General features: G+C 39.0%; 14 protein-coding genes and 1 pseudogene. 14 read left to right on the top strand and 1 reads right to left on the bottom strand.

The features are described 5' to 3' along the window. Nucleotides 1-177, top strand: a pseudogene (locus IKV95_RS11175) (L-lactate dehydrogenase); the annotation flags it as partial. A 242-nt stretch (nucleotides 178-419) separates the two neighbouring features. Here IKV95_RS11175 and IKV95_RS01405 read toward each other — a convergent pair. Then, on the bottom strand, nucleotides 420-635 hold the full coding sequence (locus IKV95_RS01405; protein ID WP_029092020.1) for a KTSC domain-containing protein: 216 nt from the start codon (nucleotides 633-635) through the stop codon (nucleotides 420-422). Between the two features lie 326 nt (nucleotides 636-961). Between IKV95_RS01405 and IKV95_RS01410 the strand changes: the two genes are divergently transcribed. The 13 genes from IKV95_RS01410 to IKV95_RS01470 all read left to right on the top strand — a co-directional run bounded on the left by IKV95_RS01410 (nucleotide 962) and on the right by IKV95_RS01470 (nucleotide 12,285). Then, nucleotides 962-1,345 (top strand): DUF4064 domain-containing protein, encoded by a 384-nt coding sequence (locus IKV95_RS01410; protein ID WP_069119577.1) that lies wholly within the window; start codon nucleotides 962-964, stop codon nucleotides 1,343-1,345. A 127-nt stretch (nucleotides 1,346-1,472) separates the two neighbouring features. Then, complete coding sequence (locus tag IKV95_RS01415) at nucleotides 1,473-1,916, top strand: C40 family peptidase (protein ID WP_069119579.1); 444 nt, start codon at nucleotides 1,473-1,475, stop codon at nucleotides 1,914-1,916. A gap of 177 nt (nucleotides 1,917-2,093) precedes the next feature. Beyond that, on the top strand, nucleotides 2,094-3,278 hold the full coding sequence (gene hisZ, locus IKV95_RS01420; protein ID WP_287451332.1) for an ATP phosphoribosyltransferase regulatory subunit: 1,185 nt from the start codon (nucleotides 2,094-2,096) through the stop codon (nucleotides 3,276-3,278). After that, nucleotides 3,275-3,925 carry an ATP phosphoribosyltransferase gene (gene hisG, locus IKV95_RS01425; RefSeq protein WP_036027554.1) on the top strand — a complete coding sequence of 217 codons (651 nt, stop codon included), beginning with the start codon at nucleotides 3,275-3,277 and terminating at the stop codon, nucleotides 3,923-3,925. Before hisZ ends, hisG begins: the two co-directional genes overlap by 4 nt. Beyond that, nucleotides 3,922-5,208, top strand: a complete 1,287-nt coding sequence (gene hisD, locus IKV95_RS01430; protein WP_483296355.1) for a histidinol dehydrogenase — start codon at nucleotides 3,922-3,924, stop codon at nucleotides 5,206-5,208. Before hisG ends, hisD begins: the two co-directional genes overlap by 4 nt. A 1-nt stretch (nucleotide 5,209) precedes the next feature. Next, complete coding sequence (gene hisB, locus IKV95_RS01435; protein WP_069136070.1) at nucleotides 5,210-5,797, top strand: imidazoleglycerol-phosphate dehydratase HisB; 588 nt, start codon at nucleotides 5,210-5,212, stop codon at nucleotides 5,795-5,797. Beyond that, nucleotides 5,794-6,420: an imidazole glycerol phosphate synthase subunit HisH gene (hisH, locus tag IKV95_RS01440; protein ID WP_106786958.1), complete on the top strand. Its 627-nt coding sequence runs from the start codon at nucleotides 5,794-5,796 to the stop codon at nucleotides 6,418-6,420. The genes hisB and hisH overlap by 4 nt, the downstream gene beginning before the upstream one ends. Next, nucleotides 6,393-7,118 carry a 1-(5-phosphoribosyl)-5-[(5-phosphoribosylamino)methylideneamino]imidazole-4-carboxamide isomerase gene (hisA, locus tag IKV95_RS01445; protein WP_069131969.1) on the top strand — a complete coding sequence of 242 codons (726 nt, stop codon included), beginning with the start codon at nucleotides 6,393-6,395 and terminating at the stop codon, nucleotides 7,116-7,118. The genes hisH and hisA overlap by 28 nt, the downstream gene beginning before the upstream one ends. Next, nucleotides 7,108-7,863, top strand: coding sequence for an imidazole glycerol phosphate synthase subunit HisF (gene hisF, locus IKV95_RS01450; protein WP_069128569.1), 756 nt, complete (start codon nucleotides 7,108-7,110; stop codon nucleotides 7,861-7,863). The genes hisA and hisF overlap by 11 nt, the downstream gene beginning before the upstream one ends. Then, nucleotides 7,860-8,177 carry a phosphoribosyl-AMP cyclohydrolase gene (hisI, locus tag IKV95_RS01455; protein WP_029092010.1) on the top strand — a complete coding sequence of 106 codons (318 nt, stop codon included), beginning with the start codon at nucleotides 7,860-7,862 and terminating at the stop codon, nucleotides 8,175-8,177. The genes hisF and hisI overlap by 4 nt, the downstream gene beginning before the upstream one ends. Before the next feature lie 119 nt (nucleotides 8,178-8,296). After that, nucleotides 8,297-8,617 carry a phosphoribosyl-ATP diphosphatase gene (gene hisE, locus IKV95_RS01460; protein WP_051457168.1) on the top strand — a complete coding sequence of 107 codons (321 nt, stop codon included), beginning with the start codon at nucleotides 8,297-8,299 and terminating at the stop codon, nucleotides 8,615-8,617. A 19-nt stretch (nucleotides 8,618-8,636) separates the two neighbouring features. Beyond that, nucleotides 8,637-9,716 (top strand): histidinol-phosphate transaminase, encoded by a 1,080-nt coding sequence (gene hisC / locus IKV95_RS01465; RefSeq protein ID WP_287451335.1) that lies wholly within the window; start codon nucleotides 8,637-8,639, stop codon nucleotides 9,714-9,716. A 235-nt stretch (nucleotides 9,717-9,951) separates the two neighbouring features. Beyond that, nucleotides 9,952-12,285 (top strand): HAD-IC family P-type ATPase, encoded by a 2,334-nt coding sequence (locus tag IKV95_RS01470; protein ID WP_287451333.1) that lies wholly within the window; start codon nucleotides 9,952-9,954, stop codon nucleotides 12,283-12,285. Nucleotides 12,286-12,600: the final 315 nt, after the last annotated feature.

The raw sequence follows: 12,600 nt of genomic DNA on the forward strand, positions 1-12,600 counted from the left end.
AATTACGGATTAAACGATGTATATGTTGGAACACCAGCTGTATTAGGTGCTAACGGTGTCGTTAAAATTGCTGAAGTACCATTGAATGAAGAAGAACAAAAAGCAATGGAAAACTCAGCAGGTGTTTTACGTGAAATCTTGGATGATTCATTTATCCCAATTGACAACGAAAAATAATTTTCGAATAAAAACATAGCTATGTTATTACTTTTTAGAAGCCACCCTTTAAACGGGGGGCTTTTTTATTTCAAAAAAAACAACTATCAAAAGATAGCTGTGTGAATAATTTTTAATTAATTTGGATAAAGAGTAGACTGGTGAGCGTAAAGGTTTCGTTTTATGTTTCATTTGAATATCAAACCAAAATAAAAACCCTGAATCCTTTTGGACTCAAGATTAGCATACACTGTAAATTTAATTTACGCTTCGGTAACTTGACGATGTTCAAAGCTGTTTTCGATATAGACGTTATAATATTCTCCTTTTGAAGCCGCCGACATAAGTCCCTGAAAAATATAAGAAGGTACGTTAAGGTAGGCATTCGTTGAGGTAGATAGTTCAACATGTAATTCTTGTTTCGATTGGCTGTATCCAATGCTAATGATTTCTTCTGAATCAACAGGATGCATGTTCATATATTTCACCTCCTACTATATATATTAACTATACCACGTATTTGATTAATAGCCAGCTCATTTTTTACTAGTTATTTTAAAAGAACAATAATTCGCTGTATTGCTTAAGCGTCAAATCCCGTTTCTACAAGCTGTAGAAGCTAAATAAGTCCATAATATTGTTTTGCAAATATTTTGTAACTAGTTAATGAGAACTATTTATTTTCGTCAAACATAAATAGACCGATTTGTAAACGTGTTTTATCTGTAATTAGTTTGGCTTTTTAATGAAGTATGTTTTAATAGAAGAGACCTATTAAATAAAGAGGAAAAGGAGGTGTATCAAAGTGAAAAGGAAAGCAAGTATAACCATGGTACTCATTGCCGCAATTGTTAATGTTTTTGTCGGACTCATCACTTTTTTCAGTGCCTATCTATTGTATAGTCAAACAAATATTACAGAGTTGCAGCAGAGCCTTGTCGAATACGGTTATCCAGAGCAAGCGGATGCTGAAAATCTGCTCAATCAATTAATATTAATGGTAGTTTTATGGGGTTTATATCATATCATATTGGCGACTCTTGGTTTTATTGCCAATAGCCAACTCCGTATTGTAGAAAAACCTGCACGTGCTTGGGGCATTACTTTAATCATTATGGGGATTTTCGAGATATTTTCTCTACAAGGTATCCTCAATCTTATTGCAGGTATCAAAAGTAAAAACACTTAAGATATTAAAGTAACTGCAATCTAACTGTAATATAAGCATGGTATTCTTAAAAAGTTAAGTATATCAGAGTAGCTGACGTATTAGGGGTAATATGTGAAGCGCTTAAATTATCTGGGGGTTAGATTGCATGAAACGTCTATTATCAATTTTAATGCTTGTTGCTTTTTTTAGCAGTGTTTTTCCAATGCATGAAGCAGCTGCAGCAACGACGAAACAAGGAAAAATTGTTTCAGAAGTAAAGAAAACGATTGGTGTTAAATACAAAATGGGTGGAACAACAACAAAAGGTTTTGATTGTTCAGGCCTAACTCAGTATGTGTATAAAAAATCAGTTAAAACTAAGCTTCCACGTACTTCTCAACAACAAGGAAAAGTGAAAGCGAAAAAAGTTAACTTGAAGCAAGTACAACCAGGTGATTTATTGTTTTACGGCAGCGAAAAAGCTGCTTACCACGTCGGTGTTTATATTGGTCAAGGTAAGATGGTACATGCACCTAAACCAGGCGATCGTGTAAAAGTAACACAAACAAAATATTATAAACCAAGCTTCGCAAAACGCGTTGTGAAATAATAGAAGCGAAAGATAGAGTATTTAATGCTCTATCTTTTTTTTATACAATTATATAGACCCATTCAGTTGTTGAAAAATCAGAATTTTTTGTTTATAGATAAAAAATACTTGATAAAAACGCTTTAGTACGTTACTATGATAACAAGATAAAGCGAAACGGAATGAAGGAGGGCTTAAATGAGTTGGAATCGAGCATTACCCTATGGGACACGCGATAAATTGTTTGGTGAATCACGTCAAATGACTGAAACAGCGTATAAGATGATGGCTTTTTTTTATACGAAGGGATATCGTCAGATTGAAACGCCGACATTTGAGTATAAAGATGTTTTTTCAAGAGGGCGCGAAGAACGTGAACAAAGGCTCTATCAATTTTTTGATGATCGAGGTCGTACGTTAGCTTTACGCCCTGATATGACATTGCCGATTGGTCGCGTGGTTTCAACGATTGGTTTGAAAGGGCCGTTGAAATTAACATACAGCGGCAAGGTATTTCGCGTATTTGATGATTATACCGGTAAGAATAACGAGCAAATGCAAACGGGTATTGAAATCATCGGTGGTGATCCGTTAAAAGCAGAAGTTGAGGCTGTTGCAACTGTTATCCAAAGCTTACAAGCCGTTGAATTAGACGATACAACCATTGAAATTGGTCATGCAGAAATATATCAGTCACTTTGCCGTGAATTAGGTCTTGATGAAGAACAACGATTGCACTTTGCTTCATTGTTAACAAGTAAAAGCTTATCAGGTATTCGAGCTTTTGCAGCGGAACACCCACAAGAGAAAGCATTCTTGTTAGAATTGCCACGTTTATTCGGAGAAACGTCGTTGCTGACACATGTTCGTGGGTTAACAACCAGTCGTTCGATTCATCAAGCGATCGATCGTATTGAAGCACTTGTGTATCAATTAACCTTACTTGGCTATGGCACGGCACTAAGTGTGGATTTAGGGATGGTTCAAACATTTGAATACTATACAGGTGTTATTTTTAGAGGTTATGCCACATCTTCGGCCACTGAATTTTTAAGTGGGGGACGGTATGATGATCTATTCCAACGTTTTGAAGGTCAAAAACGCGCCGCAGTTGGAGTGGGCGTTAATCTCGATGAAATTGTACGCCTGAAACAACAACAAAGCGAACCAACGAATAAAGCCATTCGCACATTGATCCACTACGAGGAAGCAGCAGTTGTTGATGCATTGAAACGTGCTCAGGGACCGTTGTATGAATTGAGCGTATGTGAAACAGTCGTTGAATCCCGTGAATATGCCATAGAACATGGCTTTCAGACGCTTGTTATTTGTCAAAAAGACGGCGTTACGACTGAGTCTGTTGAAAAGGGGGAGACATCATGACTACACCAATTACAATTGCACTCACTAAGGGCCGTTTAGAAAAAGAAACAATACGTATCCTTGAGTCACTTGGTATTGATTGTACAGAGGTTAAAGATAAAGGACGCAAGCTCATCCTTCAAAGTCAGAATCGTGATTTCCGCTTCATTCTTGTCAAAGCCGTCGACGTTCTTACCTATGTTGAACATGGTGTGGCAGACATCGGTATTGTCGGTAAAGATGTGTTGCTAGAAAATGGTAAAGATGATTTTGAAATGCTGGATTTACAATTTGGAAAATGTGATTTTTGTTTGGCTTCCGTTCCAAGCTATGACCCAGAAAGCCAGCGTCGAAAAGTCATTGCAACAAAATACCCAAATGTAGCCGCTCATTATTTTCGCCAGCAAGGTCAAGATGTCGAAATCATTAAAATAGAAGGATCAGTAGAAATCGCACCACTATTAGGGTTAGCAGATGCTATTGTGGATATCGTTGAAACAGGTGAAACATTACGTGAAAATGGTTTGGTCATTTTTGATAAATTAGCACCTATATCCGCGCGTTTAATCGTTAATCGTACAGCACTGAAAAAACATACGCAACCGATTTTTGATTTGATTGATCGTTTAGACACTTACATTGAAAACAGACAGGAGGCTGACGTATGAAAATTGAAAAAATGACAGTTGATGCTGTTCGAAATCTTCTCAGCGAATGGGACCAAGGTGAAGCAACAAGCCATCAAGCCATCGAAACACAAGTAAGTGAAATGCTTCAGAAGATAAAGATTGAAGGAGATACGGCCATTCGTTCATATACTGAAACATACGATCATGTCACGTTAGCCGATTTTCGTGTGAGTGAGGCCGAAATTGATGCCGCCTACCAATCAGTCGAACCTGCTTTTATTCAAGCAATGACACATGCAAAACGAAACATCACTTCTTATCACGAACAGCAAAAACGTCATAATTATATGGATGCAAACGAACCAGGTATTATACGCGGGCAATTGATTCGACCGATTGCTGCGGTTGGCGTTTATGTGCCTGGCGGTACGGCAGCTTATCCATCCTCCGTGTTAATGAATGTGTTGCCAGCTAAAATTGCGGGTGTTCCAAGGATAACGATGGTAACACCACCGAGTGAAACAGGTGTCAATCCTTATATTTTGGCAGCTGCAAAGATTGCAGGTGTGACAGAAGTTTATCAAGTAGGCGGTGTTCAGGCTATTGCAGCTTTGGCATATGGCACAGAGTCAATTACAGCAGTTGATAAGATCGTCGGACCAGGGAATGTGTATGTTGCAACGGCAAAAAAACAAGTCTTTGGGCAGGTAGGCATTGATATGATTGCGGGTCCCTCTGAAGTAGTTGTCGTTGCAGATGCGTTTGCTAACCCACGTTTTATCGCAGCTGATTTATTGTCACAGGCTGAACATGACCAACGTTCTCGAGCCATCCTAGTCACCCCTTCATTGCAACAAGCGACAGCAGTTGCCGCTGAAGTCGAAAAACAACTGCGCGATCTGCCGCGAGAAGCGATTGCTCGTGAAGCGATTGCAACCTATGGTACAGCCATCGTGGTAAACTCTTTAGCTGAAGCCTTTGAAGTAGTTAACGTCATAGCTCCTGAACACTTAGAAGTTCAAGTAACGGATGCCATGAGTCATTTAGCAGCCATTCATAATGCAGGTTCTATCTTTTTAGGTGCCTATGCCTCGGAACCATTAGGTGATTACCTCGCCGGTCCAAATCATATATTACCGACAAGTGGCACCGCACGCTTCTTTTCTGGTCTTAATGTGGATGATTTTTGTAAAAAATCGTCGTTTATTTCCTATACAAAAGATGCTCTTAAAAGAGATATGAATGATGTTATTTATTTAGCAGAAAAAGAAGGTTTAGATGCACATGCGCGAGCGATAAAAATTCGATTTGAGGAGGAATAATATGCGAACAGCAGAGTTAAGTCGTAAAACAGGTGAAACACAAATTTTCTTAGCCCTTAATCTTGATGATGAAACAACAATCGATATCCAAACAGGCGTGCCTTTTTTTGATCATATGCTCCACTTATTTGCAAAACATGGCCGTTTTGGTTTAATTGTAAAAGCAGAGGGTGATATTGAAGTAGATGCACATCATACAGTTGAAGATATTGGTATTGTGTTGGGACAATGTTTGAAAGACGCACTCGGTGATAAATCGCAAATTGTACGCTATGGTACTCAGTTTGTACCAATGGATGAAGCGCTTGGTCAAGTATCAATTGATTTAAGTGGCCGTTCATATTTGGTATTTGATGCGAACTTTAGCAATCCTAAATTAGGTTTATTTGACACAGAGCTCGTGTTAGAATTTTTCCAAGCAGTGACGTTCAATGCTGAAATGAACTGTCATGTTAAAGTGTTGTATGGCACAAACACTCATCATAAAATTGAAGCGCTTTTTAAAGCTTTTGGCCGTGCTTTACGTGAAGCGGTTACGATTGATACAAGTATCAACGGTGTCAATTCAACGAAAGGGAGTTTATTATGATTGCCGTGGTGGACTACGATACTGGTAACACACGCAGTGTTGGAAAAGCATTGACACATATCGGTTTAGAACATATTATTACCGCTGATCCCGCCATCATTCGTCAAAGCGACGGTATTATTTTACCAGGCGTGGGCGCCTTCGCTCAGGCAATGGCAAATATGGAGGCACGTGGTTTAGATACACTCATTAAAGAGGTCGTTCAAAACGGAAAACCTTTGTTGGGCGTCTGTGTAGGTATGCAACTCTTATTTGACTCAAGTACAGAGTACGGTGAAACACGAGGGCTAGGATTAATCCCTGGTCGTGTTGAACGATTACCCGAATCAAACTTAAAGGTGCCACATATGGGATGGAATCAGCTTGAAAGCCAGCAAGACTCATTATTTAATCTAGTGAACCACACGTATGTGTATTATGTTCACTCTTACTATGCGGTGACTGCTTCGGACTATATCTTGGCGAGCAGTGATTATGGCGTTAAAATACCTGGAATTGTACAGAAAAACAACGTCTTTGGAACACAGTTTCACCCTGAAAAAAGCGGTGATGCAGGGTTTCAAGTTTTAAAATTATTTAAAGAGGTGGTGGTCGCATGTTCATCTTCCCAGCAATCGATTTAAAAGACGGCTTATCGGTGAGGCTTTACCAAGGTGATTTTAATAAAAAAACCATTGTTAATCCTGATCCAGTCGCACAAGCGCGAACATTCGAGAACGCAGGGGCGCGGTATTTACACATCGTTGATCTAGACGGAGCCGTGCAAGGTGCTTCAGCTAACCTTGATGTTGTGGCAAACATTGTTGAGGCAGTCAATATTCCTGTTCAATTAGGTGGTGGGATTCGGACAATCGCTCAAATCAAAGCGCTATTAAAGTTAGGTGTATCACGCGTTATTTTAGGTTCGATTGCTTTACAAGCACCTGAATTAGTCGAAGAAGCAATAACACGTTTTGGCACGGAAAAAATTGTTGTCGGAATTGATGCGCGTGCAGGTAAAGTCGCAACGGAAGGTTGGTTAGAAACCAGCACAGTGAGTTACCTTGATTTAGCTCAAGAAATGGTACGTCGTGGCGTCACGCGGATTGTTTATACAGACATCGGTCGTGATGGAACGATGAGTGGCCCCAACTTAATGGAGCTCACAGAAATAAACGCGGTACCAGGACTTGATGTGATAGCATCAGGAGGGATTTCATCAAAAGCAGATTTGTTGGCTTGCTCACAGTTAGGTTTATACGGGGTAATCAGCGGCAAGGCGCTTTATGAAGGAAAACTAACAATGGCAGAAGTAGTGGAGGTGGAAAATAATGCTAACTAAACGAATCATTCCCTGTTTAGATGTAACTGCGGGTCGTGTTGTTAAAGGGGTTAACTTTGTAGAATTACAAGATGTGGGTGATCCCGTCGCGATAGCAAAACAATACAATGCCGAAGGTGCTGATGAATTAGTTTTTCTAGACATTACAGCCACCGTAGAAAAACGAGCAACGATGATTGATGTTGTGGAACGTACTGCCGCGGAAGTGTTTATTCCATTAACAGTGGGTGGAGGGATTCAATCAGTGGCTGAAATGAAAGCCATGTTGCAAGCAGGTGCAGATAAAATTTCATTAAATTCGGCAGCAATAAAGCAACCAACATTAATTACAGACGGGGCTCAAAAATTTGGTTCGCAATGCATCGTGGTTGCGATGGATGTGAAGCGCTGTGTGACGGGATGGGAAGTCTATTCCGCAGGTGGACGTATTGCGACAGGATTAGATGCCATTGTTTGGGCAAAAGAGGTGGAAGCTTTGGGTGCAGGTGAATTATTGGTAACGAGCATGGATAAAGACGGTACGAAAGATGGTTACGATATTCAACTACTTAATGCTATCACTGCAGCTGTGTCTATTCCAGTTATTGCTTCAGGAGGTTGTGGCACATCCCAACATATTGTTGATGTGTTCAAAGAAACAAACGTGGATGCCGCATTAGCCGCTTCTATTTTTCATTATGGTGACGTGAGTATTGCTCAGGTAAAAGAAGAACTGGCAAACAATGGATTGGCGGTGCGTGTATGACTGAATTAGCATTTTCGAAACAAGAGGGCTTAATTCCTGCTATTATTGTAGAAGACTTAACAGGTGATGTGCTTATGCTTGGTTATATGAATGAAGAATCGTACCAAAAAACATTAACCAGCGGGCATACTTGGTTTTATTCACGATCCCGCGACGAATTGTGGCATAAAGGTGCAACCAGTGGTCATTATCAAGAAGTGTGTAAAATCATTACAGATTGTGACAATGATACCTTATTAATTCGAGTGAAACAACAAGGTGGGAGCGCTTGCCATACAGGAGCAAAATCCTGCTTTTTTAAAGAACTTCAATAAGTTGACGAGCATGGAAAAGCCTCATTATTCTATGCTTTTTTAAATATTGTTTTAAGGTTGCAGAATGGGAAGCGCTTTGTATATAATAGAGCGAAAGAGAATAGTTTGGAGGAGATTACATGGAAGCACTTGAACGTCTAATGACTGAAATTAATCAACGTAAAATCACGCCAAAAACAGGCAGTTATACAAACTATCTTTTTGATAAAGGTCAGGATAAAATTCTTAAGAAAATTGGTGAAGAGGCAACTGAGGTTGTGATTGCAGCCAAAAATAATGATAAACCAGAAATTTTACTAGAGGTCGCAGATTTGATGTACCATGTGATGGTGTTGCTCGCTGAAAAAGACATCACCCTTGCTGAACTGGAAGCGGAGTTACAAAGCCGTGAAGGGAAGTTATCAAAAACAACCGATCGCAAAGAAATTAAAACGTTATAGAGGAGCGAAACAGATGTCTATCAAAATAAAAGCAGTCTTGAACGATTTACAAGCATACAAGCCCGGAAAACCGATTGAAGAAGTTCAAAAAGAACTAGGTTTGACTTCAATTGCGAAGCTGGCATCAAATGAAAACCCATTAGGTTCATCTAAAGCAGCAAAAGCAGCTGCTATCGCAGCGTTATCAGACACATCGATTTACCCTGATGGGTATGCCGTTAATTTACGTGCGGAATTAGCTGATTTTTATAAAGTAGATGGCGAACAACTTGTTATTGGTGCTGGACTAGATGAAGTAATCCAAATTGTAAGCCGTGCTGTTCTAACAGCTGGTGATAACATTGTACAAGCGACACCGACTTTTTCACAATACGCACTACATGCTGATATTGAGGGTGTAGAAGTTAAATCAGTGCCAGTTGATACAGATGGTTTTCATGATTTAAAAGCGATGATGGAAGCGGTTGACCACAACACTAAAATTTTATGGCTCTGCAATCCCAATAACCCGACCGGAACTTATTTTTCACATGAAGAACTAATTAATGTTTTAAGTCGTGTGCCAGATCATGTGTTGGTTATTGTTGATGAAGCTTATGCTGAATATGCGATTGCTGAAGATTATCCAGATACAATGCCATTGATAGAAAAACATTCAAACTTAATGGTAATGCGCACATTTTCGAAAGCTTATGGTTTAGCAGCATTACGTATTGGTTTTGGTGTCACATCAAAAAAACTTAATGATAAATTAAATGTTGTGAGACTACCATTTAATACTTCACGTGTGGCTCAGTCAGCAGCAAGTGTTGCCTTAGCAGATCAGGCTTTTATTGCGGAATGTCGTAAAAACAATCGTTTGGTTATGGCGCAATGGGAAGCGTTCCTTTCCGCGAATAATTATGACTTTTATCCTTCACAAACTAACTTTATTTTCTTTAATATTGAGCGTGAAACAGCGCCAGTTTTTGATGCGTTACTAAAACGTGGTTACATCGTACGAGCTGGTTTGAGACCAGGTTGGTTGCGTATAACAATCGGAACAGCTGAACAAAACGAAGGCTGTATAGCGGCATTAAAAGCTATTCTTGCTAACTAATTTTCTGTAATATAAGCTCACCACTACAAAAGTAGCAGAAATATCGCTTTTGATTGTGGTGAGTTTTTTTATCGTATGAAAATAGGTACTAACGTTCTTTAAACATGTCGAGCGCTTATTTTGTACTATCATTTGCAATCAACCAAACGGTTAGCTATAATGAGTGACAAATAGCCTGTTAAATCAACGCTTAACACGATGGAAAGGCTTTTAAAAATGCACCATGGGAGGCTTTATGGCAGATAAAAATACTTATCCAGGCCTTTCCTTCGCTGAAGTCGAAGAACGAAAGGCACGCGGGGAAACAAATGAAGCGTTAGAACCAATGACGCGGAGTTTTAAACAAATATACCTTGAAAATAGCCTGACATTGTTTAATTTTATTAATCTAATCATTGCCAGCTTTGTTATTTATACTGGCAGTTATAAAAATTTGCTTTTTTTAGGTGTCATTGTTGTTAATACAACCATTGGGATTTATCAAGAACTACGAGCCAAAAAAAATATAGATGAATTGACGTTATTGAACCAAGCAAAAGCGACAGTTATACGTAATAGCCAAAAATATGAAATTGCACAGGATGAAATCGTTAAAAATGATCTCATTGAAATTAAACGTGGGCATCAAGTAATGGTTGATGGGATTGTGCTAGAGACGCGTGGCATCGAGTGCGATGAATCTCAGTTGACAGGCGAGGCGGATGCTATTCTCAAAAATACAGGAGATAAAGTCTTTTCGGGTAGTTTTGTAGTCAGTGGCACCGCCTTGATTGAAGCAACGCATGTAGGAAAAAATAGTTATACCTCTAAATTAACGATGGAAGCAAAAGGATCGAAAAAAGTATACAGTGAACTGGTACATACGATGAAACGGATTATCAGAGTGTTAACATTTGGGATTATTCCGATAGGAGCAATACTTTTTATTACTAGCCGTTTCAGTAATATGGATGTTAATCAAGCAATATTAGGAACCGCCGCCGCAGTGATTGGTATGATTCCAGAAGGCTTAATTTTATTAACTTCTGTAGCTTTAGCAATCAGCGTTATTCGATTAACACAACGACGTGTATTGGTTAAAACAATGGGCTCAATTGAAACGCTAGCACGTGTTGATATTCTTTGTCTAGATAAGACAGGAACACTTACAAGTGGCGAATTAAAAGTGACAGATGTCACAGCCGTCAACGGGCTCACAACTGAGGAATTCGAAGTGATTATCGGACACGTTTCACATGATTTGAACGAAGACAATGCCACTGGATTAGCACTCATGTCAAACTTCAAACAAAAGGAATCGGACTGGGAAACAGCACATATAATTCCATTTTCTTCAGCACGTAAATGGAGTGCTGTAGAGTACGGGCATGGTGAGAGTTTTGTTATGGGTGCACCTGAATACTTGTTTGACTCGTTTTCTGAACTAGAAACGCAAGCAATGGCCAAAGCGACAAGCAATGGCTTACGCGTATTAGCCGTTGCTAAAACAGCAACATCGTTATCGAATCAAACATTACCCAACTCTTTAGAGTTAATTGGCTTTATTTATTTGGAAGATGAGATTCGTGCTGAAGCACCACAAACCTTGGCCTATTTTATGAAACAAGATGTTGAGATTTGTATCATTTCAGGAGATCACCCACAGACCGTTGCACAAATTGCAAGACGCGCCGGTGTTTCAGGAGCAGATCAAATGATTGATATGAGTAAATTGCCAGCAGAGACAGACTACCGTGAATTAGTAAAAACACATCGTATATACGGACGTGTTAGCCCTGAACAAAAACGTTCATTGGTAGAAGCATTGCAGGCAAATGGACGAACAGTAGGTATGACAGGCGATGGCGTCAATGACATATTGGCACTGAAAAAAGCAGACTGTAGTATTGTGATGGAGAATGGGAGTGATGCAGCAAAAGGCATCTCTAACTTTGTATTATTAGACTCTAACTTTGATTCAATGGTCGGAGTCGTCTTGGAAGGACGGAAAGTGGTCAATAACATTCAACGATTAGCATCATTGTACCTTACAAAAACAGTGTTCTCTATTATATTGGCGGTGTTATTTATTTTTATTGCAGCACCTTATCCATTCCAACCCATACAATTAAGCCCAATTAGTTCATTAACAGTAGGCATCCCATCATTCTTTTTAGCGTTAAGACCAAATGTTGCACCTATTAAAGGGCGCTTTCTAAAAAATGTTTTGGAGCCCGCTTTAGCAAGTGGCGTCAGTGTTGTCATTTATGCGATGATAATTTTAATAATTGGTCAACAATTCGGTTGGACCTATAATGAAACATCAACAATTACAGTTTGGATGACAGGAATGGTTTGTTATGTTGCACTTTATTATGTATCACAACCATTTAATTGGAAAATCGGTTTAATGATAGCAACATCAATTAGCCTCTTCTTAGCATTATTTATTTTTGGTGGGAAGATATTTGCGTTAGATAACCTCTTCCAATGGCACTTAGCAGTTGTATACATCCCATTGATGATCAGCGCAATCCCACTGTTTTATGGATTGAAACGCCTCTCAAGAAAAATACTAAAAGTAAAATAAGCCCATTCAGAACTGAAGAAATTGGAAAAGGCGAGAACGAAAACAACCTATTTGGTGTTGAAGCGATTGTAGAAAAACGAGGGAGGCTATCTGTGCCTGATGAGTTTTTTGAAATAGCAAAAAGCACCGGTTGTTGTAGTTGGAGAAAAAATTCGTATCTCAAAGTTGAATTTCAAGTCTAATGTATTTTTGTTTGTTTTAAAATTTCATAAATTTTGGCTTATTATACTGGATACAAAATACTAAAAGTAAAATAAGCCCATTCAGAACTGAAGAAATTGGAAAAGGCGAGAACGAAAACAACCTATTTGGTGT

This window comes from Brochothrix sp. (assembly GCF_017549435.1).
Lineage (GTDB): Bacteria > Bacillota > Bacilli > Lactobacillales > Listeriaceae > Brochothrix > Brochothrix thermosphacta.

Coding starts and splice junctions, on each gene's coding strand:
- IKV95_RS01405 (WP_029092020.1), bottom strand. CDS start 635: ATGAACATGCATCCTGTTGATTCAGAAGAAATCATTAGCATTGGATAC.
- IKV95_RS01415 (WP_069119579.1), top strand. CDS start 1,473: ATGAAACGTCTATTATCAATTTTAATGCTTGTTGCTTTTTTTAGCAGT.
- hisZ (WP_287451332.1), top strand. CDS start 2,094: ATGAGTTGGAATCGAGCATTACCCTATGGGACACGCGATAAATTGTTT.
- hisG (WP_036027554.1), top strand. CDS start 3,275: ATGACTACACCAATTACAATTGCACTCACTAAGGGCCGTTTAGAAAAA.
- hisD (WP_483296355.1), top strand. CDS start 3,922: ATGAAAATTGAAAAAATGACAGTTGATGCTGTTCGAAATCTTCTCAGC.
- hisB (WP_069136070.1), top strand. CDS start 5,210: ATGCGAACAGCAGAGTTAAGTCGTAAAACAGGTGAAACACAAATTTTC.
- hisH (WP_106786958.1), top strand. CDS start 5,794: ATGATTGCCGTGGTGGACTACGATACTGGTAACACACGCAGTGTTGGA.
- hisA (WP_069131969.1), top strand. CDS start 6,393: ATGTTCATCTTCCCAGCAATCGATTTAAAAGACGGCTTATCGGTGAGG.
- hisF (WP_069128569.1), top strand. CDS start 7,108: ATGCTAACTAAACGAATCATTCCCTGTTTAGATGTAACTGCGGGTCGT.
- hisI (WP_029092010.1), top strand. CDS start 7,860: ATGACTGAATTAGCATTTTCGAAACAAGAGGGCTTAATTCCTGCTATT.
- hisE (WP_051457168.1), top strand. CDS start 8,297: ATGGAAGCACTTGAACGTCTAATGACTGAAATTAATCAACGTAAAATC.
- IKV95_RS01470 (WP_287451333.1), top strand. CDS start 9,952: ATGGCAGATAAAAATACTTATCCAGGCCTTTCCTTCGCTGAAGTCGAA.